Raw genomic sequence first — 23272 nt, 5'->3', positions numbered from 1 at the left:
AGCCGCGCGTCGCAAGAGAAGAACCTATGTCTCCTGAACAACTGACTCCCAACCACTGGCTGCTGGGCCGCCTGACCTGGCAGTCCGTCCCCATGGCGCACGAGCCCATCCTGCTGTGGACCTTCATCGCCGTGGTGCTGGGCGGCCTGGTGGTGCTGGGCGGCATCACCCGCTATCGCCTGTGGGGCCCGCTGTGGCGCGACTGGATCTGCTCCATCGACCACAAGAAAATCGGCATCATGTACATGATCCTGGGCCTGGTCATGCTGCTGCGCGGGTTTTCCGACGCCATCATGATGCGCCTGCACCAGGCCATGGCCGTGGGCGAGAACCTGGGCTACCTGCCGCCGCACCACTACGACCAGATCTTCACGGCCCACGGCGTGATCATGATCTTTTTCGTGGCCATGCCGTTCGTCACCGGGCTGATGAACTACCTGGTGCCGCTGCAGATCGGCGCGCGCGACGTCTCGTTCCCGTTCCTGAACAACTTCAGCTTCTGGATGACCACGGGCGGGGCCATCCTGACCATGGTGTCGCTGTTCCTGGGCGAGTTCTCCACTTCCGGGTGGCTCGCGCTGTCCAACCTCGGCGCGCAGGACCCGGGCGTGGGGCTGGACTACTACATCTGGGGCCTGCAGGTGGCGGGGGTGGGCACGACGCTGTCGGGCATCAACCTGATCGTGACCATCATCAAGATGCGCGCGCCGGGCATGAAGCTCATGAAGATGCCCATCTTCACCTGGACCGCGCTGTGCACCAACGCGCTGATCGTCGCCACCTTCCCCATTCTGACGGCAGCGCTCGTGCTGATGACGCTGGACCGGTACCTGGGCACGCACTTCTTCACGAACGACCTGGGGGGCAACTCCATGCTGTACGTGAACCTGATCTGGATCTGGGGCCACCCCGAGGTCTACATCCTGGTGCTGCCGGCGTTCGGCGTGTACTCCGAGATCGTGCCCACCTTCACGCGCAAGCGCCTGTTCGGCTACACCTCGATGGTGTACGCCACGGTGGTCATCACCATCCTGTCGTACCTGGTGTGGCTGCACCACTTCTTCACCATGGGCTCGGGCGCGACGGTGAACACCTTCTTCGGCATCACGACGATGATCATCTCGATCCCGACGGGCGCCAAGATCTTCAACTGGCTGTTCACCATGTACAAGGGCCGCATCCGCTTCACGGTGCCCATGCTGTGGACCATCGGCTTCATGTGCACCTTCGCCATCGGCGGCATGACGGGCGTGCTGCTGGCCGTGCCGCCGGCGGACTTCGTGCTGCACAACTCGCTGTTCCTGGTGGCGCACTTCCACAACGTGATCATCGGTGGTGTGGTGTTCGCGGTGTTTGCCGGCATCCATTACTGGTTCCCCAAGGCCTTCGGCTACCGGCTGGTCGAATCGTGGGGCCGGGCCACCTTCTGGTTCTGGCTGGTGGGCTTCTGGGTGGCCTTCACGCCGCCCTACATCCTGGGCCTGATGGGCGTGACGCGCCGCGTGAGCCATTTCGAGGACCCCACCGTGCGGCCCTTCTTCATCGTCGCCGCCTTTGGCGCCGTGCTGATCGCCGCGGGCATCGCGTCCTTCCTGATGCAGCTGTACGTGAGCTTCCGCCGCAGGGATGAGCTGCGCGACCTGACGGGCGACCCCTGGGACGCGCGCACGCTGGAGTGGGCCACCTCCTCGCCGCCGCCGCAATACAACTTCGCCTTCACCCCCGTGGCGTATGAGATCGACGCCTGGTGGGACATGAAGAAGCACGGCTACCAGCGCCCCCTGAGCGGCTTCGCCCCCATCCACATGCCGGCCAACACGGCGGCGGGCTTCGTCATCGCCATGCTCTGCACGCTGCTGGGCTTCGCCATGATCTGGCACATGTGGCCGCTGGCGATCGGCTCGTTCGCCGCCATCGTGCTGGCGACCATCGTGCACACCTTCAACTACCAGCGCGACTACTGGATCCCGGCCGCCGATGTGGCCGCGGTCGAAGCAATGCGCACCCAGCAACTCGCTGCCGCAGCCCATGCCTGACACCACCCTCACTTCGCCCCACCCCGGCGGCGCTCTGGCCACCGCCGGCGCGCGCCAGTACCACCTGGCCCACGACCCGCACCCGGAAAACGGCACCTCGCTGGGCTTCTGGCTGTACCTGATGAGCGACGTGCTCATCTTCGCCGCGCTGTTCGCCACCTACGGCGTGCTGGGCCGGGCCTACGCCGGCGGCCCTACGGGCGCCGAGCTGTTCGACCTGAAGCTGGTGGCGCTGAACACGGCCTTCCTGCTGCTGTCGTCCATCACCTTCGGCTTTGCCATGCTGCACAAGCAGGCAAAAAACGTGGGCGGCACGCTCTTGTGGCTGGCCGTCACGGGCCTGCTGGGCCTGGCCTTCCTCGGCGTCGAGCTGTACGAGTTCGCCCACCTGATCCACCAGGGCGCGACGCCGCAGACCAGCGCCTTCCTGTCGTCGTTCTTCACGCTGGTGGGCACGCACGGGCTGCACGTCACCTTCGGCATCATCTGGCTCGTCACGCTGATGGTGCAGGTCAAGCGCCACGGCCTGACCCCCGCCAACGTGCGCCGCGTCAACTGCCTGTCCATGTTCTGGCACTTTCTGGACGTGGTCTGGGTGGGCGTCTTCACCTTCGTCTATCTGATGGGAGTGCTTTGAACATGAGCGCACCACACGTCCACGCACCGGCCGCCGGCCATGACACGCATGCCGAGGACGACCTGCACGTCACCCGCGGCGACTACCTGAAGGGCTTTGCGCTGGCCGTCCTGCTGACGGTGATTCCGTTCTGGCTGGTCATGGGCCGGGTGATCGAGGACCGCTCCACCGCCGTCGTCGTGCTGGGGGTGCTTGCCGCGGTGCAGATCGTCGTGCACATGGTCTATTTCCTGCACATGAACGGCAAGATCCAGGGCGGCTGGACGCTGCTGTCCACGCTGTTCGCCATCGTTTTCGTGGCGGTGACGCTGGCCGGCACGCTGTGGGTCATGTTCCACATGAACGCCCACATGATGCCGGACCACGCCAACCCCATGGCCCCGCAGAGCCAGGCGCCGCAGCACGGCGGCCCGGCCCCGCAGCACGGGCAGCAGCACTGACCCATGCCCGGCACGCAGGCTGCGCAGCCGCGCTCGCGCCTGGTGTTGGCGCTGGTGGTGGGCGCGGGCCTGGCCCTCTTTGCCCTGTTTGCCGCGCTGGGTGCCTGGCAGCTCGAACGCCGCACCTGGAAGCTGCAGCTGATTGACCGCGTGGAGCAGCGCCTGCAGCGCAGCCCCACACCCCTGCCCCCGCCCGGCGCGTGGGCGGGTCTGTCCACCTCCGACCTCGAATACCAGCCCATCACGGCCCGCGGCCGCTGGCTCGGCCGGCAGACCGTGCTGACGCAGGCGACCACCGCGCTGGGCGCCGGCTGGTGGGTGCTGACGCCGCTGGCGCTGGAGGGCGGCGGCCAGGTGCTGGTCAACCGCGGCTTCATCCCGGCCGAGCTGCGCGGGCGCTGGAGCACCGACGACCCGCTGGCGCAGGCGGCCGGGACGCAATCCGTGCAGGTCACGGGCCTGCTGCGCGCCAGCGAACCCGGCGGCGGCTTTCTGCGCAAAAACGACCCGGCGGCCGGCCGCTGGCATTCGCGCGACGTGCCCGCCATCGCGCAGGCCGCGGGGCTGGCGCAGGCCGCGCCCTTCTTCATCGATGCGGGCCTGCCTGATGCGTCCGTGTCCGCAGCCGCGCCACAGGTCGGCCCCGCCGCCGGCCCCTGGCCGCGGCCCGGCCTGACCGTGGTGCGCTTTCACAACAGTCACCTGGTCTATGTGCTGACCTGGTGGGGCCTGGCCGCCCTGGTGGCCGGGGGCTTGGCGCTGCTGGCGCGCCACGAGCTGCGCCTGCGCGCCCGCCAGCCCGGGCCCGCCACACCGCCATGACGCGCCCCGGCATCCCGGACGCCGCGCCGCAGCAGGCGCGCCTGGCCAGCAAGGCGCGCTCGGCCGACGCCGCCGCCGGGCTGAAGAACCTGCACCAGCTCATCCAGCTGCGCTGGCTGGCGGTGGTGGGTCAGGTCTTCACCATCGAGGTGGCGCACTACAGCCTGCAGCTGCCTTTGCCGCTGCCCGAGATGCTGCTGGTCGTCGGCTGCCTGGCGCTCTTCAACGCCGCCAGCCTGCTGCGCTGGCGCACCGGGCACGCGGTGCAGCCAGTGGAGCTGCTGCTGGCGCTGCTGGTGGACGTGGGCGGGCTCACGGTGCAGCTGTACCTGAGCGGCGGCGTGGGCAACCCGTTCGCCTTTCTCTATCTGCTGCAAATCACGCTGGGCGCGGCGCTGCTGCGCAGCAGCCATGTCTGGGCCATGGTGGCGGTGGCCACGGCCTGCATGGCGTTGCTCACGCGCCACCACCTGCCGATGCCGCTGGAGCCCGATTTCTCGCGCGGCCTGGCCAGCCCCTACGTGCTGGGGCTGCTGGTGTGCTTCGTGCTGAATGCTGCCCTGGTGGTGTTCTTCATGAACCGCATCGGCCGCAACCTGCGCCAGCGCGACGTGCGGCTGGCCGCCATCCGCCAGCGCGCGGCCGAGGAAGAGCACGTGCTGCGCATGGGCCTGCTGGCCTCGGGCGCGGCGCACGAGCTGGGCACGCCCCTGTCCACCCTGGCCGTCATCCTGGGCGACTGGCGCCGCGACCCCACCCTGGTGCAGGACCCGGTGCTGCTGCACGAGGTGGCGGAGATGCAGGCACAGGTGCAGCGCTGCAAGACCATCGTCAGCGGCATCCTGCTGTCGGCGGGCGAGGCGCGCGGCGAAGCCTCGGCGCAGACCACCGTCTGCCGCTTTCTCGACACGCTGGTGCAGCGCTGGCGCGCCACGCGCTCGGTGCAGGACTTCGCCTATGACAACCGTTTCGGCGCCGACGGCCCCATGGTGGCCGACACCACGCTGGAGCAGATGGTTTTCAACGTCCTGGACAATGCCCGCGAGGCCTCGCCCCAGTGGGTGGGGCTGCGCGCCGAGCGCAGTGCGGACGGCCACAGTCTGGTGATCAGCGTGCGTGACCGGGGCCCGGGCTTCACGCCCGCCATGCTGGCGCAGCTGGGCACGCCCTACCAGTCGAGCAAGGGCCGCGCCGGCGGCGGGCTGGGCCTGTTCCTGGCAGTGAACGTGGCGCGCACGCTCGGCGGCAGCGTGCAGGCCGAGAACCCGCCGGACGGCGGCGCCCGGGTGACCATCCGCCTGCCCCTGTCCGCCCTTGCCCTGGAGTGACGTGACGAATTCATCCGAAGAAGACCTTGCGCCGACCGCCCCGGCGCGGCAGCTGCTGCTGGTGGAGGACGACGAGGCTTTTGCCCGCACCCTGGCGCGCTCGCTGGAGCGGCGCGGCTACCAGGTCCTGCGCGCCGACAGCCTGGCGCGCGTGCAGGAGCTGCTGGCCCTGCACCGCCCGGGCTACGCGGTGGTGGACCTGAAGCTGCGCGGCGAGGCCACGGGCCTGGCCTGCGTGCGCGCCCTGCACGCCGCCCGCGCCGACATGCTGATCGTGGTGCTGACGGGCTACGCCAGCATCGCCACCGCCGTCGAGGCCATCAAGCTGGGGGCCTGCCAGTACCTGGCCAAGCCGTCGAACACCGACGACATCGAGGCCGCCTTTGCCCGCACCACGGGCGACGCCGACGTCGGCCTGAGCCCGCGCGCCAGCTCCATCAAGACGCTGGAGTGGGAGCACATCCACGAGGTGCTGGCCGAGACGGGCTTCAACATCTCCGAGGCCGCGCGGCGCCTGGGCCTGCATCGGCGCACGCTGGCGCGCAAGCTGGAGAAACGCAGGGTTTAGCCGTGGCACCCCCGAGATTCCCAGGCCAAGCGTTGGGAGCGTCCGTCAGCACGCCATTTCCAGCGGAATCAGCCTGCGCTCAGCCCTTCAGGTCACGATAGAAATTCTCGTGCGGCCCCAGCGCTTCAAGATAGATCAGGCACAGGGTGTCTTCTCGGGTATAGCCCAGCAAATAAAGCTGCCCCTGGCTGCGAAATTTGTACACCCACAACTGGGCCAAGTCGCCCTTTTTGCGCGCGCCCACATCCGGGTTGTCTGCCACCGCACCTACGGCGGCATCGGTATCCGCAATCAACGCAGCGTTCACCAGCTTTTTATAGGTGCGGGCAAAGCGCCGCGTCTGGCGCACTTCCCAGCTCATGGCTGGTCGGCTTTGCTGGAGCGGCTGCGGGGGACAAAAGGCACGCTGTCTTCGCGCGGCTCGGCCAGGCCCATCAGGCTTTCCGAGATGAAGGACACGGGCAGATCAGGGTTGTCCAGCGCGGCACGGCCGAGCTTGGCCCAGTATTCGATCTGGCCCTGCACGCTGCGAAATTCGGCCTTGGCGCTCACGCGTGCGGCCTCGACCAGGGCTTCATCGATCCGGACGGAGAGGGTTGTCATGGTGCTTCCTTTCTGATTTACCACAATTGTAGTCAAGCATCCCGATGAGCGAAACACAGCCCCCTCGGGCCTTCGCAGACCCTCCCTCTGGCATCATCGTTGCCCATGCAACCCACCCTCACCCTCGGCCCGGTGCGCGTTTATCTGGGCGCCAAGTCGGGCAAGTACCCCGATGGCAACCAGGTCGTCGTGCAGGGCGCGGACAGCCGCGCGGCGTTCGACACGCCGCTGGTCTCGCGCGAGATCGGCGCCGACCTGGATGGCGCCGACCTGCTCATCCTCAGCCACATGCACGAGGACCACGCCGTGGGCCTGGGCCGCCTGCAGCAGGCGCAGCTGCACGTGCACGAGGCGGACGTGCAGGCCGCGCGCTCCTGGGAGGGCTTCAAGCGCCACTATGGCTACCCGGACGAAGTGCTCGACGCGCTGCACGCCGCCATCGTGCGCGACTTCGACTACCAGCCCCGACCCGACGCCCTGGCCTACACCGACGGCCAGATGTGGGAGCTGGGCGGCGGCGTGCGCGTGCGCGCGCACCATCTGCCCGGGCACTCGTCCGGGCACAGCGCGCTGGTCGAGGAAAGCTCGGGCACGGCCTTCATCGGCGACATCGACCTGACGGGTTTCGGCCCCTACTACGGCGATGCGGGCTCGAGCCTGGAGCAGTTCGCACGCAGCCTGGAGCGCCTGAAGGAGCTGGATGCGCGCGCCTGGGTCACCTCGCACCACCGGGGCGTGCTGACCGAGCGCGCAGATTTTCTGCAGGCGCTGGCCCGCTTTGCCGCCAAGATCGACGAGCGCGACCAGCGCCTGTGCGCCTGGCTGGGCGAGCGCCCGCAGACCCTGGCCGAGCTGGCGGGACGCGGCCTGCTCTATCCGCCGGGCGTGGATCTGCCCTGGGTGACGATGGCCGAGCAGCGCACCATCGAGCAGCACCTCGCGCGGCTTCAGGAGGGGGGCGCCGTGCGCCAGGACGAGGACGGGCGCTACCACCTGGCCTGACACAGCGCCTGCGCCGGCTGACCCGGCTGGCGTTGCGATCTTTCCCCTTGGCGGACAATCGCCGGTTTCCTTCCGGCCCCCTGCCCCGCCATGAAAAGCCCCGAATTGCTGCTGCCCGCCGGCTCGCTCGACAAGATGCGCGCCGCCTACGATTTCGGCGCCGACGCCGTCTATGCCGGCCAGCCGCGCTACTCCCTGCGCGCGCGCAACAACGAATTCCGCCTGGAGCAGATTGCCGAAGGCATCGCCGAGGCCCACGCGCGCGGCAAGAAGTTCTTCGTCACCAGCAACCTGATCGCGCACAACGACAAGGTGCGCACCTATCTGCGCGACATCGAGCCGGTCATCGCGTGCAAGCCCGACGCGTTCATCATGGCCGACCCGGGCCTGATCATGATGGTCAAGGAGAAGTGGCCCGAGACCGAGGTGCACCTCTCGGTGCAGGCCAACACCACCAACTGGGCGACGGTGAAGTTTTGGCAGAAGATGGGCGTGTCGCGCATCATCCTGTCGCGCGAGCTGAGCCTGGACGAGATCGAGAAGATCCGCCAGGAATGCCCGGACATGGAGCTGGAGGTGTTCGTGCACGGCGCGCTGTGCATCGCCTACTCGGGCCGCTGCCTGCTCAGCGGCTACTTCAATCGCCGCGACCCCAACCAGGGCACCTGCACCAACGCCTGCCGCTGGGAATATAAGACCCACGACGCGCAAGTGGATCCCAACACCGGCGAGGCGCTGGCCTCCGGCATGGACAAGCGCTTTGACTTCGCCCAGGCGCGCGAGGAGGCCGACAGCCAGTTCACCAGCACGGTCCCGGGCACGTGTGGCAGCGGCCAGCGCCACCCCAAGGCGGACCAGGTCTACCTGCTCGAGGAAATGGGCCGCCCCGGCGAGCACATGCCCATCATGGAGGACGAGCACGGCACCTACATCATGAACAGCAAGGACCTGCGCGCCGTGGAGCACGTGGAGCGGCTGGTCAGAATCGGGGTCGACTCGCTCAAGATCGAGGGCCGCACCAAGAGCCTGTACTACGTCGCGCGCACCGCGCAGGTCTATCGCCGCGCGATTGACGACGCCGTGGCCGGCCGGCTCTTCAACCCGGCGCTCATCACCGAGCTGGAAGGCCTGGCCAACCGCGGCTACACCGGCGGTCTGCTCGAGCGCCGCCCGGCCCACGATTACCAGAACTACGAGACCGGCCACAGCGTGCTGCAGCGCAGCCACTTCGTCGCCGAGGTGCGCAGCTACCAGGACGGCATGGCCGAGGTGGAGACCAAGAACCGCTTCGCCGTGGGCGATCGGCTGGAGATCATCCACCCGGCGGGCAACCGGCAGATCGAGCTCAAGGAGATGTTCAACCTCGACGGCGAGCCGGTGCAGGTCGCCCAGGGCAGCCCGATCCGCGTGCGCATTCCGCTGCAGGAGCCGGCGGACGGAGCGCTGATTGCGCGTCTGCTTTGAAATAGATAGCTGCACACCGTTGGTGGGCGCCGGTTTCCCCGGTTTTCCCCCCTCTCCCGCAGGCGGGAGAGGGCGGGGGAGAGAGAGTTGGAGCCCTGCCGCGCAACAGCAGGCCGGTGTGGCAAATGGACACGGCACGCGCCCGGGCCAGATCGTCCTCAGGCCAGCTCCAGCGCCTGGGGCGCCGCAGTCCGTGGCAGCGCGGCCGGGCGCACGGCCACCGGCATTTGCGCACGCGGCGCCGGCTGCAGCCGCTGCAGCGCCCCGACCTTGAAGCGTTGCACCAGCGCGCGCAGGTGTTCGGACTGCTGGTGCATGCTCTGCGCCGCGGCCGCGCTTTCTTCCACCAGCGCGGCGTTTTGCAGCGTCATCCGGTCCAGCGCGCCCACGGCCTCGCTGACCTGGGCGATGCTGCCCGACTGCTCGGCCACGCTGGTGTTGATCTCGCCCATGACGGCGCTGGCGCCCTGGATGGCGCGCACCACCTCGTCCATGGTGCTGCCCGCACCCTGCACCAGGCGCGCGCCGTCGGCCGCGCGTTGCACCGAGTCCTGGATGAGCTGCTTGATCTCCTTGGCCGCCTGGGCGCTGCGCTGGGCCAGCTGGCGCACCTCGGCCGCCACCACGGCAAAGCCCCGGCCCTGTTCGCCCGCGCGCGCCGCCTCGACCGCCGCGTTCAGCGCCAGGATGTTGGTCTGGAAGGCAATCGAGTCGATCACGCCCGTGATGTCGGCAATCTGCTGGCTGCGCGCGTGGATGTCGGTCATGGTCGCCACCACCGTGCCGACCTCGGCGCCGCCGCGCTCGGCCACGCTGGAGGCCTGCTGCGCCAGGCCGGCCGCCTCTCGCGCGCCCGCCGCCGTGGCGTGCAGCGTCTGCGTCAGGCCGTGCAGGGCCGAGGCGGCGTGCTGCAGGTGGCTGGACGTCTGCTCGGTGCGCTGCGACAGGTCCTGGTTGCCGCCGGCGATCTCGGCGCTGGCCGCGGCGATGGTGTCGCCGCTGTCGCGCACCTCCTCGATCATGGCGCCCAGCGACGCGCTCATGGCCTGCAGCGACTGCAGCAGCCGGCCGAACTCGTCGTGGCGCAGCACCTGCACGCGCACGTCCAGGTCGCCCGCGGCGATCTGCGCGGCCACGCCGTTGGCCTGCGCCAGCGACCGGCGGATGCCGTTGATCAACAGCCACGCGCCCAGCGTGATGGCCAGCAGCAGCCCGACCATGTTCAAGGCCGCACCGCGCACCACGCCCTGGCGCGCCGTGCCCATCTCGGCGCGCATGGCGGCCAAGCCCTCGGCCTGCTGGCGCGCCAGCGTGGCCAGGGACTGCTGGTAGGCGTCCGACGCCTGCCGGTAGCCGGTTCGCACCAGGGCCCGGCCCTGCTCCGCATCACCCTGCTGCTTGAGCGCCAGGGCCTCGGCCCGCCGCGCCTGCATGGCCTGGCGCAGCGCCAGCGCCTGCTGCAGGCGGCCGCGCTCGGCTTCGTCGGGCGCGCCGGCCTGCAGGGCCTGCGCCAGCGTGCTGATCTCGGCCGACGTGCGGGCGATCTGGCCGGAGAACTCGGCCTCGTCCTCGGCATCCTGGCCCAGCATCAGCGCCATGGTGCGCACGGCGTTGACCTGGGCCAGCGCCTGCCACTGCGTGGCCTGCTCCAGCCGCAGGGTCAGCGCCCGGTCGCGCTCCTCGTGTTTCTTCTGGTGCCGGGCGGAGTTGACGCCCGCCAGCGCCAGGATGACCACCGACCCCAGCACGATGGTCGCGACGCCCAGCCACAGCTTTTGCGTCACGCTGATGTGTTTCATGCCCGCCCCTCCCGCCTTGCACCATGAAAAATAAAAAAGCACGATCGTGCTGAGCACGAAGTGGACAATAAACGAACGATCGTTCGCAACAGGGTATGTCCCGAGCCCGGCAGGGCAGGGCCCGTGGTTGGACAATAGGCGCATGCCCATTCCCGAAAAGATCACCGTCCTGCCCGAACTGCAGGCCTATATCGACCCCCTGACCCCCGAAGAGCACGAGGCGCTGGAGCGCAGCATCCTGGCCGAGGGCTGTCGCGACGCGCTGGTGCTGTGGGGCGACGTGCTGGTCGATGGGCACAACCGCTACGGCATCTGCCAAAAGCACGGCCTGCCTTTCCAGACCGTGCAGAACCCGCACTTTCGCAGCCTGGAGGACGTGCATCTGTGGATGATCGACCAGCACCTGGGCCGGCGCAGCGTGTCCGAGTTCCAGCGCGGCGTGCTGGCGCTGCGCAAGCGCGAGATCATCGCCGCGCGCCGCGCCGCCGCCGCGGCCGCCGTGGTGGCCGCGCGCGCCGAGGCGCAACCTGCCGCGCCCGAGGAAGCGCCCTGGGAGGGCGACACCGACCCGGTGGTGGCGCGGGCCCTGGCCAGCGTGCCCAAGGTGCCCGACGACGCCCTGGACACGCGCGAGGCCCTGGCGCGCGCCGCGCGCCTGACGGCCACCCAGGTCAAGATGATCGAGGCCATCCACCAGAACGCCGCGCCCGAGGTGGTGGCGGCCGTCAAGTCGGGCGAGCTGTCGCTCAACGCCGCCGCCGTGGTCGCGCAGCTGCCGGTCGCCGAGCAGCAGGCAGCCGCCAGCGGCGGCGCCCAGGAGCTCAAGCAGGCCGCACGGCGCGTGCGCGAGGGCAAGAAAAAGCCCAAATCGCAGGCGGACGCCGAAGGCGCCAGTGCTGCCGGCGAGGCCGCGCCAGCGCCCGACGCCCCTGCGCTGCAGGCCAGGGTGGCCGAGCTGGAGGCGGAAAATCAGCGCCTGCGCGAGCAGGTCAAGGCCCTGCAGGAGCTGCTGGCCGAGCACGGCGGCTGACCCTCGCTGCCCCCTGCCACGGCCTGGCCTTCAGGAAAGCGCGAAAAGAGCCGATAACACGGCCCTGTTCTGCTTTTTGGAGAGGAGAGTTCCATGGCCGCCCTGACCCCGACCGCTGCTTCGGCATCCACCACCGCGGCGCCTTCGCAGTCCGTGGACGAAGCCCGCCGCACTGCCGCCGCCAGCCCGGCGGGCCAGCGCGCCCAGCTCAACGCGCAGATCCTGCAGGCGTCCATGGACGTCTCCATCAAGGCCGGGGATGATTCCCTGGCCCTGCTCTACCGCTCGGCCATCGACCACATCAACGAGCTGCTGGCGCCGGAGTTCGGGCCAAACGCGCTGCAGACGGCCCTGCAGCAGGACAACAGCGCCGAGGCCACGGCTGGCCGCATCCTGTCGCAGTCCACGGCCTTCTTCGACGCCTACGCCGCGCAGCACCAGGGCAAGGACGCCGAGACCGTGCTGCGCGACTTCGTCGGCCTGATCCGCGGCGGCTTCGAACGCGGCTTTGGCGAGGCACGCAAGATCCTCGGCGGCCTGGGTGTGCTGGGCGAGGGCAGCGCCATCGAGGTCGACATCCAGAAGACCCATGCCCTGGTGCAAAAGGGCTACGACGACTTCTTGGACACGCGCCTGGCGGCGCTCAGGGAGGGGCAGGCGCAGAACGCGGCAGCACCCACCTGAGGCGGACACCCCACATTCAGCGCATCTGCTCAAGCGGACTGCTGCAGCAGCACCCCATGCTTCTGCTGCAGCCGCAGCAGGTCCTCCGGCGTGTCCACGTCGGTGGTGCAGCGCGCATGCGCCAGCGGCACGGCCAGCACCTGCTGCGGATGGGCGCGGCGCCACTCGCGCAGGCCCGTGCCGGCCTCGCCTTGCTCCAGCGCGGCGCGCAGCGCCGGCCCGAAGACCACGGGGTGGCCCGGCTGGCCGTCGTGCCAGGGCACGGCCAGCTCGACTTCGGCGTCGCGGCTGCGCCAGGCCGCGCGCATGGCCTGCAGATCCTGCAGCTGCAGCAGCGGCTGGTCGCCCAGCACCACCAGCACCTCGTCCAGCCCTGCGGGCAGCGCCGCCAGGCCGCAACGCAGCGAGCCGCCCGGACCGGCATCGGGTGCGGGGTTGACGGCCCTGGCCACGCTGGCAAACGGCGGGCCGGCGGCTTGCAGCGCGGCATTGAGCGGCCCGGCGTGGTGGCCCAGCACCACCACGCGGTGCTGCACGCCGGCCTCGTGCAGCAGGCGCAGCTGGCGCAGCAGCAGGGGCTCGCCGTCGCGGCGCAGCAGGCTCTTGGGCTGCCAGCCCATGCGCCGGCCGGCGCCGGCGGCCATGACGATGGCGCCGGCCTCCATCAGCCGACGGTGCAGGCCGAGCCGGCCGGTGCCAGCGCCTGGCGGTCCTTGACGTGGGCCACGTCCAGGTCGCGCGGCAGCTGCACCCCGTTCTTCACCGCCAGCACCTCGGCCATGATGCTCACTGCGATCTCGGGCGGGGTCTTGCTGCCGATGTAAATGCCCACCGGGCCGCGCAGGCGCGCCAGCGTCTCCTCGGTCTGCTCCAGGTGTTCGATCATGCGCTGGCGCCGCGCGGCGTTGTTGCGCCGGCTGCCGATGGCGCCGATGTAGAAGGCCGGCGTTTCCAGCGCCTGCAACAGGGCCAGGTCGTCCAGCTTGGGGTCGTGCGTCAGGGCGATGACGCAGGTGCGCGCGTCCGGCTGCATGTCGGCCACGGTGTCGTCGGGCATGGTCGCCAGCAGCCGCGCCCCGGGCACGTCGAAGCTGCCCCGGTATTCCTCGCGCGGATCGCAGACGGTGACGGCAAAGCCGCAAAACAGCGCCATGGTGGCCAGGTATTCGCTCATCTGGCCGGCGCCGATGATGAGCATGCGGTACTCGGGGCCGAAGGTGTTGACCAGCCGGTGGGCGTCCAGGCTCAGGTCGGCGGGGGCGTCGGCGGGAGCCAGCTCGACTTGGCCGTCCGTCAGGCGCACGCTGCGGTGCACCAGGCGGCCGGCGTCCAGCACCTGCACCAGCTCGCGCAGGCTGGCGGCGTCGGGGTCGAACTCCAGCAGCAGCTCCAGCGTGCCGCCGCAGGGCAGGCCGAAGCGGAAAGCCTCCTCGGCCGATACGCCGTAGCGTGCGAACTGCGGCGCGGATTCGCGCGGCAGCGCGTCCTGGGCGCCGGTTTGTGTGTAGCGGGCGATCAGGTCGTCCTCGATGCAGCCGCCCGAAACCGAGCCGACCACCGCGCCATCGCCGCGCAGCGCCATGATGGAGCCTACGGGGCGCGGCGACGACCCCCACGTGCGCACCACCGTGACCAGCAGCGCGTGCTGGCCGGCCGCGCGCCAGTCGCGCAGGGCGCGCAGCACGGTGACGTCGAGGTTTTCCATGGCGGGCCTTTCGTTAAGGTTTGCTGGTCAAATTGATAGCACACTGTCCAATGCGGACGCCGAAAAAACGGCTTTTTTGCGCGAAACGTAGGCATACGGCAACCAAACCCCCTCACCCCCGCCCTCTCGCCCTGAAGGGTGCGAGGGAGCTGGGAAGCCCACGCCTTGCGTCCTGCACGAAGCGGTAACCACCTCAGGCCTCGCCCTGCGCTGCCGGCTCGTCCTTTCCGCCGCCGGTCAGCTTGCCCCACATCTTCTTCAGCGCGCCGGGCTTTTCCCCCTCTTCCTGCGCATCCGCCTCGGGCTGCGGGCCATGGCGGCGCTGCATCTCCTCCTCGAAGCGCTTGAAGAAACTCTCGGCCATGGACTTGGCCACGCCGTCGATCAGCCGCTGCCCCACCTGGGCGATCTTGCCGCCGACGGTGGCGTTGGCGCTGTAGGCCAGTTCACAGCCTTCGCCCTGGGGCAGCAGCCGCACCTGCGCGCTGCCCTTGCCGAAGCCGGCCACGCCGCCGTTGCCCTCGAAAGTCAGCGTGTAGCTCTCGGGCGGCTGGATGTCGGACAGCTCGATGCTGCCTTTGAACCTGGCCGCGACCGGTCCGACCTTGATGGCGTTGACCAGGTCCCAGGTGTTCTCGCCCGTGGCCTCGATGCTGTCGCAGCCGGGGATGCAGGCTTTGAGCACCTCGGGGTCGTTCAGGCCTTGCCAGGCCTGTTGCTGGGTGACGGCGAGCTGGCGCGTGCCTTGCATTTCCATGATGGGTCTCCTTTTTCCTTGAAAAATTTCAACGCTGGCGCAGCAGTTGCGCCAGGGCGGCGGCCAGCTGCTGCAGCCGGGTGACGTTGTGTACCGCCAGCATGGCGTCGCAGGCGCGGTGCAGCGCGGCCGCGCCCTGGGCCAGCGGCTGGTAGCCATCAAAACGTAGCAGCGGGTTCAGCCACAGCAGGCTGCGCGTGTGGCGTTTCAGCCAGTCCAGCTCTTGCGCCAGCGCCTGGGGCTCGCCGGTGTCCAGGCCGTCGCTGACCAGCAGCACCAGCGTGCGCCGGCCCACCAGGCGGCGCGCGTGGCGGCGGCGCAGCTCGGCCAAGCTCGCGCCCAGGCAGGTGCCGCCACCGAAGTCCTGGATCAGCCGGCCGGCGTGCGTCAGCATGGCGTCGGTGTCGGCGTGGGCGAAGGCGGCGTGCAGGTCGGTCAGATGCGTGCCGAAGGCGAATGCGTCGCGGCGCACCGCCAAGCGCCGGCCGCCGACGGCCACGCGCGCGGTGGCGGCGTGCAAGAAGGCCAGCAGCAGCCGCGCGTAGCGCTCCATGGAGCCGGACACGTCCACCAGGATCAACAGCGGCAGCGGCTGGCGCCGCGGCTTGCGGCGCGCCAGCAGCGCCACGTCGCCGCCGGTGCGCGCGGCGGCGTGCAGCGTGCGGCCCCAATGGATGCGCGCGCCCCGGCTGCCGGCGCGGCTGCGGCGCGTGGCCACCGTGGGCACGGGCAGCGCGATGGCTTGCACCAGCTGCTGCACCAGGCGGTATTCGCTGGCGCTGAGCTGGTTGAAGTCGGCGTTTTTCAGGCGCGCGAGCTGGCTGGCGCTCATGGCGGCGTCCAGGTCGGTGGCCTGCTGCTCCTGCGCCGGCTGGGCGGTCTTGGCAGCACGCGGCGGCGCCAGGGCTTCGCGCACGCGCGGGCGCTGGCGCGGCGGCTCGGCGCGGCCATCGGCGCGCGGCAGCATCTGCGCGAGCAGCTTGTGCGCCAGTTCCGGGTCGCGGAAGAAGGCGGCGAACAGCTCGCGAAAGACCAGGCGGTCGGCCTCGCGGCTGACGAGCACGGACTCCAGCGCGGCCTCCATGTCCAGCCGCTGCGCCAGGCCCACGGCCAGCAGCGCCTGCTGCGCCAGGGCGATGCGCGCGGCGTCCACCGGCACGCCGGCGCGGCGCAGGCTGCGGCCGAAGGCCGCCAGGTTGGCGGCCAGCTTGCCGGTGCGCGCGTCTCCCAGCTGGGGGATGGGGCGGGACGGGGATGCTGGCGCTTGCATTTTGATAGCGTTATGTCGTGGATTGGCGCCGGCGTGGGCGGGTTTTCGTCAAAATCTGGTCCGAATGGGCCTGGGGGCGGTGGCGGGCGGCCCTCACCCCGCCCCTCTCCCGCCAGCGGGAGAGGGAGTGGGGGCGCTGGCAGGCGGGGCGGGATGTTCCCCCTGCCCCTGCTGCTCGATCCGCTGCTGCTCGCCGGCCCGCATGGCCTGCAGCGCCTCGTCGGCCAGCGCCAGGTTCAGTGCGGCCACGTCATCACGCTGCTTGAACAGGATGCCGGCGGTGTCCACCACCACCTCGGGGTCGAGGGCAATGGTGTCCAGGGCCACCAGGGCGCGCGCCCACTCGGCCGTCTCGGCGATGCCCGGGGCGCGCTGGAACCGGTCGCCGTAGGGGGCGCTGCGCAGCTGCTGCACGAAGGCAGCGACTTGGGCAGCGAGCTGCGCGGGCGCCTCGGGCACCTGCGCGCGCACGATGGCCAGCTCGCGCTCGCGCTCGGGGTAGTCCAGCCAGTGGTACAGGCAGCGGCGCCGCACGGCGTCATGCAGCTCGCGCGTGCGATTGCTGGTCAGCAAGGTCACGGGCGGCACGGCGGCGCGCACCGTGCCCAGCTCGGGGATGCTGACCTGGTACTCGCCCAGGTATTCGAGCAGGAAGGCCTCGAAGGGCTCATCGGCGCGGTCCACCTCGTCGATCAGCAAGAGCGCGCCGGGCTCGGGCGTCTGCAGCGCCTGCAGGAGCGGGCGGCGCACCAGGTAGCGGGGTTGATAGACCTCCTGCTCCAGCTCCTCGGCGGTGTTGCTGCCCTCGGCCGCGCGCAGGTGCAGCAGCTGCGCGGCGTAGTTCCACTCGTACAGCGCCTCGCGCTGCTCCAGGCCGTCGAAGCATTGCAGGCGCAGCAGCGGCCGGGCGAGCACGGCGGCCAGTGCCTTGGCCAGCTCGGTCTTGCCGACTCCGGGCTCGCCCTCCAGCAGCAGCGGGCGGCCGAGCTTCAGGGCCAGGAAGGCGGCCGTGGCCAGGCGGCGGTCGGCGTAGTAGCCGACAGTTTGCAAGGCGGCCTGCAGGGCGTCGATGGAGGCGGTGGGGCCGGACGGAAGGGTCATGGGGGCTATCCGGGAAAACTAGATGAATCGGGCCCTGGCCCTTGTGTTGCAACGGTCGTCAGCTATGAATTTTGATGTTCATGCATCGGGTTTTCAGTCCCTGAAGCTGGTCTGCACATCAGCAAGCTGGGCTTGACAACCCTGCATGGGCGAGGACGTGCCGTATCTCCTCTGTTGCTCCCTCGCCCCCTCGGGGGAGAGGGTGGGGGTGAGGGGGCAGTTCAAGCGCAGCGCCCCCGTCCGTCACCCTCACCCCAGCCCTCTCCCGCGTGCGGGAGAGGGGGCGGGGAGCGGGTCAGGCCAGCGCCTGCTCCACCGCGCGCCGGGCCATCACGCCCACCAGGTGTGCGCGGTAGGCGCTGCTGCCGTGCAGGTCGCTGCTCATCTCGCCCTCGTCGGTGGCTACGCCGGCGATCGCCTGGGGCGAAAAATCGCCAGTCAGCGCCTGCTCCATCGCCGTGTGCCGGAACACGCCGTTGCCGCCACCAGTGACAGCCACGCGCACTCCGCCAGCGGTCTGCGCGACGAACACACCGACCAGCGCGAAGCGCGACGCCGGCTGGCGGAACTTGACGTAGGCCGCGCGCCGCGGGATCGGGAAATGCACGGCGGTGATCAGCTCGCCCTCTTCCAGCGCCGTGGCGAACAGGCCCTGGAAATAGTCATCCGCGGCGATGCTGCGCTGCGTGGTCTGCACCGTGGCGCCCAGGCCCAGCACGGCTGCGGGGTAGTCGGCGGCCGGGTCGTTGTTGGCCAGCGAGCCGCCGAGGGTGCCGCGCGCGCGCACCTGGCGGTCGCCGATCAGCGTGGCCAGGTGCGCCAGCGCCGGGATGGCGGCGCGCACCGCCTCGCTCTCGGCCACCTGGTGGTGGCGCGCCATGGCGCCTATGGCCAGCTGGTCGCCTTCGCGGCGGATGCTGGCCAGCTCCTGCACGCCGGCCAGGTCGATGAGCTGCCCGGGCGCTGCCAGGCGCAGCCGCATCGAGGGCAGCAGCGTCTGGCCGCCGGCCAGGAATTGCCCGCCGGCGCGCGCCAGCGATTGCGCCGCGTCGCGGCTGGCGGGGCGCTCGTAGGTGAATGCGTACATGTTCGTTCCCCTTTCCTGCTCAAGCCTTGGCCGACTGGATCGCCTGCCAGACGCGGTGCGGCGTGGCGGGCATGTCCAGGTCCTGGACGCCCAGGTCCTTCAGGGCATCCAGCACCGCGTTCATCACCGCGGGCGGCGAGCCGATGGCCCCCGCCTCGCCGCAGCCCTTGGCGCCGATCGGGTTGTGCGTGCAGGGCGTGCACACGTGGCCCAGCCTGAACTGCGGGAAGTCCTCGGCGCGCGGCATCTGGTAGTCCATGTAGCTGCCGGTGAGCAGCTGGCCACTGTCCCGGTCGTACACGCCGTATTCCTGCAGCGCCTGCCCTATGCCCTGCACCAGCCCGCCGTGCACCTGGCCCTCGACGATCATGGGGTTGATGATCACGCCGAAGTCGTCCACGGCGGTGTAGCGGTCCACGCGCACCACGCCGGTCTCGGGGTCGATCTCGACCTCGCAGATGTGCGTGCCGGCCGGGTAGGTGAAGTTGGTCGGGTCGTAGAACGCGGTTTCGTTGAGGCCCGGCTCCAGCTTGTCCAGCGGGTAGTTGTGCGGCACGTAGGCGGCGAGCGACACCTGGGCGAACGGCACCTTCTTGTCCGTGCCCTTGACGGTGAATTCGCCGTTGGCAAATTCGATGTCGGCGTCGGATGCTTCCATCAGGTGGGCGGCGATTTTCTTGGCCTTGGCCTCGATCTTGTCCAGCGCCTTCATGATGGCCGTGCCGCCCACCGACAGCGAGCGGCTGCCGTAGGTGCCCATGCCGAAGGGCACGCGGCCGGTGTCGCCGTGCACGATGTCCACCTGGGACGGGTCCAGTCCCAGCCGCGCGGCGACCAGCTGCGCGAACGTTGTCTCGTGCCCCTGGCCGTGGCTGTGCGAGCCGGTGAACACCGTCACGCTGCCGGTGGGATGCACGCGCACCTCGCCAGCCTCGAACAGGCCGGCGCGCGCGCCCAGGGCGCCCGCGATGTTGGAGGGCGCCAGGCCGCAGGCCTCGATGTAGCTGCTGTAGCCGATGCCGCGCTTGAGGCCCTTGGCCTCGCTGGCCTTCCTGCGCTCGGCAAAGCCGGCCACCTCGCCCAGCTGCTGCGCCTGGTCCATGCAGGCGGGGTAGTCGCCGATGTCGTACTGCAGCGCTACCGGCGTCTGGTAGGGAAACTGGGTGATGAAGTTGCGCCGGCGGATTTCGTCCTGGGCGAGTCCCAGATCCCACGCGCAGCGCGTGACCAAGCGCTCGACGACGTAGGTCGCTTCCGGCCGTCCCGCGCCCCGATAGGCATCGACCGGCGCGGTGCTGGTGAACCAGCCATCGACCTCGACGTAGATCTGCGGCGTGGCGTATTGCCCGGCCAGCAGCGTGCCGTACAGGATGGTCGGCACGCTGGAGGCGAAGGTGGAGAGGTAGGCGCCCAGGTTGGCGTCGGTGTGCACGCGCATGGCCAGGAACTTGCCATCCTGGTCCATGGCCATCTCGGCGTGCGTGATGTGGTCGCGGCCGTGGCAGTCGCTCAGGAAGGATTCGCTGCGGTCGGCTGTCCACTTCACAGCGCAATTGAGCTGCCTGGCGGCCCAGGTGACGGCCACGTCCTCGGCATACAGGAAGATTTTCGAGCCGAAGCCCCCGCCCACGTCCGGCGCGATGACGCGCACCTTGTGCTCGGGCAGACCCAGCACGAAGGCGGTGAGCAGCAAGCGCTCCACGTGAGGGTTCTGGTTGGACACGTACAGCACGTACTCGTCGGTCGCGCGGTTGTAGCTGGCGTTGGCCGCACGCGGCTCGATGGCGTTGGGGATCAGGCGGTTGTTGACCAGGTCGATCTTGCTCACGTGCGCGGCATTGGCGAAGGCGGCCTCGACGGCAGCCTTGTCGCCCAGCGTCCACTTGTAGCACTGGTTATCGGGCGCTTCGTCGTGCAGCGCCGGGCCGTCCTTGGCGCGCTTCATGTCGATGACCGGGGCCAGCTCCTCGTAGTCCACCTGCACGGCCTCGGCGGCGTCGCGCGCCTGATCCACAGTGTCGGCCACCACCATGGCGACGTGGTCGCCCACGTATCGCACCTTGCCAATGGCCAGGATGGGGTGCATGGGCTCCTTCATCGGCGTACCGTCGGGGTTGCTGATGAGCCAGCCGCACGGCAGCCCGCCCATCTTGCCCTCGATGTCGCGGCCCGAGTAGACGGCGGCCACGCCGGACATGCCGGCGGCCTCTGTCGTGTCGATGTTCTTGATGCGCGCGTGCGCATGCGGCGAGCGCACGAACACGGCGTACTTCTGGTGCGCCTGGTTGATGTCGTCGGTGTAGTTGCCAACCCCGGTCAGGAAGCGCGCGTCTTCCTTGCGCTTGAGCGATTGGCCGATGTGCGGCAGCTTGGCAAAGTCGGTGGCACCCATGTCTGTGTCTCCTTGTGCGGGCGGCTGCTTCAGGCAACGGCGGTGGCGGTGGACTGCTGCGCCGTCTGCACCGCGCGCACGATGTTCTGGTAGCCGGTGCAGCGGCACAGGTTGCCGTCCAGCTGCTCGCGGATCTGGCGCTCGTCGGCACTCGGGTGGCGCTGCAGCAGGTCCACCGTGCTCAGCACCATGCCGGGCGTGCAGAAGCCGCATTGCAGGCCGTGGCACTCCTTGAAGGCCGCCTGCACCGGGTGCAGCGTGCCGTCCTGCGCGGCCAGGCCCTCGATGGTGGTGATCTCGCAGCCTTGCATCTGAACAGCCAGCGCGTTGCACGACTTGATGGCCCGGCCATCAGCCAGCACGGTGCAGGCGCCGCACTGCGCGGTGTCGCAGCCGATGTGCGTGCCCGTCAGGCGCAGGTGCTCGCGCAAAAACTGCACCAGCAGCGTGTTGGGCGGCACGTCGGCGCTCACCTGCTTGCCATTGACGACGAGTTCGACTTTCATGCGGGCGTCTCCTTGCGTTTCACGGGATCGGGGGTTGCGGTGTCAGAATCGGTCCATTCTTGGAACAAGGACTCGCCAGAAGTCCATGGGAAAACCCTCGATTGGCAGGCAACGGCGGACAAATTCTCAGAATGAGACGCCCCGCGCCCTGCCGTCGCACCGCAGGAGACACCCCGGCCATGCACGACGACCTTCGCCTCAGGCAGATCGCGCAGGCGCGCCAGAGCGTGCTGGCGGGCGGCGAACTGGCGCCGCCCCTGGCCAGTGCCTGGGGCGGCCGCGCCTGGCTCCTGCACAGCTGGCGCCGCTGCCTGGCCCAGGGCCGCAGGCCCGACGAGGCGCTGGTCTTCAACCCCGTGCCCGCAGGCGCCGCCGCGCGCCTGGCCGAGGCCCATGCCGCGCTGCTGTCCGCCGCGCGCGCCGAGCTGGATCGCCTGGGCGCGCTGCTGGCGCCCATCCACCATTTCGCGCTGCTGACCGATGCGGGCGGCACCGTGCTGGCGGCGGGCGGCGCCGTGGACCACGCCGAGCCGCACGCCCACGCCATCGCCCGCGTGGGCGTGGACCTGTCCGAGGACAGCATCGGCACCAGCGCCATCGGCGCCGCGCTGGCCGAGCAGGTGCCGGTCTGGCTGCACCGGGGCGAGCACTTCTTTCGCCACACCAGCGTCTATAGCTGCGCCGGCGCGCCGCTGCTGGGCCCGGCGGGAGAGTGCCTGGGCATGCTGGATGTGACCGGCGTCAACGTGCCCGAGCGGCCCGAGCTGAAACACCTGGTGGCGCAGGCGGCGCTGCGCATCGAGGATGCGCTGCTGCTGGCGCGGCCCCACCGCCTGCGCCTGGCCCTGTCCTGGCCCGCCGCCCGGGGCGAGGCCGCACCGCCCGGCCTGCTGTGCCTGGACGCCGACGGCGGCGTGGCCGGCGCCAACCGGGCAGCGCGCGAGATGCTGCCGGCTCTGGCCCGCCCGCCGGGCGCCGCCGCCCTGCATGCCAGCGACCTGTTCGCCGCGCCCTGGGAGGCGCTGTTCGACCAGGCGCGCGGGGAGGACGCGGCGCTGGTGCCGCTGTGGTCGGGCCTGCACGTGCGCGTGGCCGCCCGGCTGTCCGACCCGCGCAGCCGTCCCGTGGCGGCGCGCCCGCTCAAGGCACTGGAAAAGGAGCTGATCCACCAGGCCGTGCGCGACGCCGGCGGGCGCGTGGAGGTGGCCGCCCGGGCGCTGGGCCTGAGCCGGGCCACGTTGTACCGGCGGCTCGCGGCGCAGCGTGGCACCGAGGGCGATGGCACGCCCAGGGCCGACCAGGGTCTTGGGCACAACAAAAAAGAGCTCTAGACGGCGCCACGCCTGGGGCTGCAGCTATGAAAAAAGCGCAAAAAAGCCGGACCACCTGCTGGGGTGGCCCGGCCTTCCGGTTCACGGCCGTGGCGCCCTGGCCGGGCGCCCCGGGTGTCAGTGGAACTGCTCTTCTTCGGTCGAGCCGGCGAGCGCCTTGACCGAGGACGAGCCACCCTGGATCACGGTGGTCACGTCGTCGAAGTAGCCCGCGCCCACTTCCTGCTGGTGGCTCACGAAGGTGTAGCCCTTCTCGCGCGCCGCGAACTCGGGCTCCTGCACCATGTTGACGTAGTGCTTCATGCCTTCGCCGCGGGCGTAGGCGTGAGCGAACTGGAAGGTGTTGAACCAGTTGATGTGGATGCCGGCCAGCGTGATGAACTGGAACTTGTAGCCCAGCGCCGACAGCTCTTCCTGGAAGGAGGCGATCTGGCTGTCGTTCAGGTTCTTCTTCCAGTTGAAGGACGGCGAGCAGTTGTAGGAGAGCAGCTTGCCCGGGCAGGCGGCGTGCACGGCCTGCGCGAACTCGCGGGCAAAGCCGATGTCGGGCACGCCGGTCTCGCACCACACCAGATCGGCGTAGGGGGCGTAGGCCACGCCGCGGCTGATGGACTGCTCCAGGCCGTTTTTGACGCGGTAGAAGCCTTCTTGCGTACGCTCGCCCGTCAGGAAGGGCTTGTCGTTGGCGTCGTGGTCGCTGGTGATCAGGT

The 23272-nt window shown here is 70.0% G+C and carries 23 protein-coding genes; 11 read left to right on the top strand and 12 right to left on the bottom strand.

Annotated elements, in window-relative coordinates; translation table 11 throughout:
• Positions 1-26: 26 nt before the first annotated feature.
• From cyoB to RT051_RS07790, 6 genes are read left to right on the top strand one after another with little or no spacing between them, the layout of a single operon-like run.
• The gene (gene cyoB / locus RT051_RS07815; RefSeq protein ID WP_313074632.1) at positions 27-2036 is read left to right on the top strand and encodes a cytochrome o ubiquinol oxidase subunit I; all 2010 of its coding nucleotides are present in this window, start codon (positions 27-29) and stop codon (positions 2034-2036) included.
• Positions 2029-2673, top strand: coding sequence for a cytochrome o ubiquinol oxidase subunit III (cyoC, locus tag RT051_RS07810; protein ID WP_313074629.1), 645 nt, complete (start codon positions 2029-2031; stop codon positions 2671-2673). The genes cyoB and cyoC overlap by 8 nt, the downstream gene beginning before the upstream one ends.
• A 2-nt stretch (positions 2674-2675) precedes the next feature.
• A complete protein-coding gene (gene cyoD / locus RT051_RS07805; protein WP_313074626.1) occupies positions 2676-3113 on the top strand; it encodes a cytochrome o ubiquinol oxidase subunit IV in 438 nt (145 codons plus the stop codon).
• Positions 3114-3116: 3 nt separating this feature from the next.
• A complete protein-coding gene (locus RT051_RS07800) occupies positions 3117-3935 on the top strand; it encodes an SURF1 family protein (protein ID WP_313074623.1) in 819 nt (272 codons plus the stop codon).
• Positions 3932-5263, top strand: a complete 1332-nt coding sequence (locus tag RT051_RS07795; protein WP_313074620.1) for an ATP-binding protein — start codon at positions 3932-3934, stop codon at positions 5261-5263. The genes RT051_RS07800 and RT051_RS07795 overlap by 4 nt, the downstream gene beginning before the upstream one ends.
• 1 nt (position 5264) lies before the next feature.
• Positions 5265-5831 carry a response regulator transcription factor gene (locus tag RT051_RS07790; protein ID WP_313074617.1) on the top strand — a complete coding sequence of 189 codons (567 nt, stop codon included), beginning with the start codon at positions 5265-5267 and terminating at the stop codon, positions 5829-5831.
• Between the two features lie 79 nt (positions 5832-5910).
• Here the strand turns inward: RT051_RS07790 and RT051_RS07785 are convergent, their stop codons facing one another.
• Positions 5911-6192 carry a type II toxin-antitoxin system RelE/ParE family toxin gene (locus RT051_RS07785; protein WP_313074615.1) on the bottom strand — a complete coding sequence of 94 codons (282 nt, stop codon included), beginning with the start codon at positions 6190-6192 and terminating at the stop codon, positions 5911-5913.
• On the bottom strand, positions 6189-6434 hold the full coding sequence (locus RT051_RS07780) for a ParD-like family protein (protein ID WP_313074613.1): 246 nt from the start codon (positions 6432-6434) through the stop codon (positions 6189-6191). Before RT051_RS07780 ends, RT051_RS07785 begins: the two co-directional genes overlap by 4 nt.
• A 105-nt stretch (positions 6435-6539) precedes the next feature.
• On the opposite strand from RT051_RS07780, the gene RT051_RS07775 reads away from it, so the two are divergent.
• Positions 6540-7436 (top strand): MBL fold metallo-hydrolase, encoded by an 897-nt coding sequence (locus tag RT051_RS07775; protein WP_313074610.1) that lies wholly within the window; start codon positions 6540-6542, stop codon positions 7434-7436.
• Between the two features lie 90 nt (positions 7437-7526).
• Entirely contained in the window at positions 7527-8900 is a 1374-nt protein-coding gene (yegQ, locus tag RT051_RS07770; protein ID WP_313074607.1) for a tRNA 5-hydroxyuridine modification protein YegQ, read from the top strand.
• 158 nt (positions 8901-9058) lie between these two features.
• Here the strand turns inward: yegQ and RT051_RS07765 are convergent, their stop codons facing one another.
• The gene (locus RT051_RS07765; protein ID WP_313074604.1) at positions 9059-10699 is read right to left on the bottom strand and encodes a methyl-accepting chemotaxis protein; all 1641 of its coding nucleotides are present in this window, start codon (positions 10697-10699) and stop codon (positions 9059-9061) included.
• Between the two features lie 142 nt (positions 10700-10841).
• Here RT051_RS07765 and RT051_RS07760 point away from each other — a divergent pair, with 142 nt between their 5' ends.
• A complete protein-coding gene (locus RT051_RS07760) occupies positions 10842-11729 on the top strand; it encodes a plasmid replication/partition related protein (RefSeq protein WP_313074601.1) in 888 nt (295 codons plus the stop codon).
• A gap of 93 nt (positions 11730-11822) precedes the next feature.
• A complete protein-coding gene (locus RT051_RS07755; RefSeq protein ID WP_313074598.1) occupies positions 11823-12413 on the top strand; it encodes a DUF5610 domain-containing protein in 591 nt (196 codons plus the stop codon).
• 29 nt (positions 12414-12442) lie between these two features.
• Here RT051_RS07755 and RT051_RS07750 read toward each other — a convergent pair whose 3' ends face one another.
• The 8 genes from RT051_RS07750 to RT051_RS07715 form a co-directional block, all read right to left on the bottom strand.
• Complete coding sequence (locus RT051_RS07750; RefSeq protein ID WP_313074595.1) at positions 12443-13078, bottom strand: NTP transferase domain-containing protein; 636 nt, start codon at positions 13076-13078, stop codon at positions 12443-12445.
• Positions 13078-14118, bottom strand: coding sequence for an XdhC family protein (locus RT051_RS07745; RefSeq protein WP_313074592.1), 1041 nt, complete (start codon positions 14116-14118; stop codon positions 13078-13080). The genes RT051_RS07750 and RT051_RS07745 overlap by 1 nt, the downstream gene beginning before the upstream one ends.
• A 193-nt stretch (positions 14119-14311) precedes the next feature.
• The gene (locus RT051_RS07740) at positions 14312-14875 is read right to left on the bottom strand and encodes a carbon monoxide dehydrogenase subunit G (RefSeq protein ID WP_313074590.1); all 564 of its coding nucleotides are present in this window, start codon (positions 14873-14875) and stop codon (positions 14312-14314) included.
• A 28-nt stretch (positions 14876-14903) separates the two neighbouring features.
• Complete coding sequence (locus RT051_RS07735; protein WP_313074589.1) at positions 14904-16145, bottom strand: VWA domain-containing protein; 1242 nt, start codon at positions 16143-16145, stop codon at positions 14904-14906.
• 93 nt (positions 16146-16238) lie between these two features.
• Positions 16239-17246, bottom strand: a complete 1008-nt coding sequence (locus RT051_RS07730; RefSeq protein WP_313074587.1) for a MoxR family ATPase — start codon at positions 17244-17246, stop codon at positions 16239-16241.
• Between the two features lie 295 nt (positions 17247-17541).
• Entirely contained in the window at positions 17542-18333 is a 792-nt protein-coding gene (locus RT051_RS07725) for a xanthine dehydrogenase family protein subunit M (RefSeq protein WP_313074585.1), read from the bottom strand.
• A gap of 19 nt (positions 18334-18352) precedes the next feature.
• Complete coding sequence (locus tag RT051_RS07720) at positions 18353-20725, bottom strand: xanthine dehydrogenase family protein molybdopterin-binding subunit (RefSeq protein WP_313074582.1); 2373 nt, start codon at positions 20723-20725, stop codon at positions 18353-18355.
• Between the two features lie 29 nt (positions 20726-20754).
• Positions 20755-21231, bottom strand: a complete 477-nt coding sequence (locus RT051_RS07715) for a (2Fe-2S)-binding protein (protein ID WP_313074580.1) — start codon at positions 21229-21231, stop codon at positions 20755-20757.
• 179 nt (positions 21232-21410) lie between these two features.
• On the opposite strand from RT051_RS07715, the gene RT051_RS07710 reads away from it, so the two are divergent.
• A complete protein-coding gene (locus tag RT051_RS07710) occupies positions 21411-22562 on the top strand; it encodes a helix-turn-helix domain-containing protein (protein WP_313074577.1) in 1152 nt (383 codons plus the stop codon).
• A 117-nt stretch (positions 22563-22679) separates the two neighbouring features.
• On the opposite strand, the gene aceA is transcribed toward RT051_RS07710, so the two are convergent.
• A partial coding sequence (gene aceA, locus RT051_RS07705) for an isocitrate lyase (protein WP_313074574.1) occupies positions 22680-23272 on the bottom strand: 593 nt, incomplete at its 5' end.

It is taken from the genome of Melaminivora sp., assembly GCF_032059615.1.
Lineage (GTDB): Bacteria > Pseudomonadota > Gammaproteobacteria > Burkholderiales > Burkholderiaceae_C > Melaminivora.
This window is presented reverse-complemented; position numbering and strand designations above follow the sequence as displayed.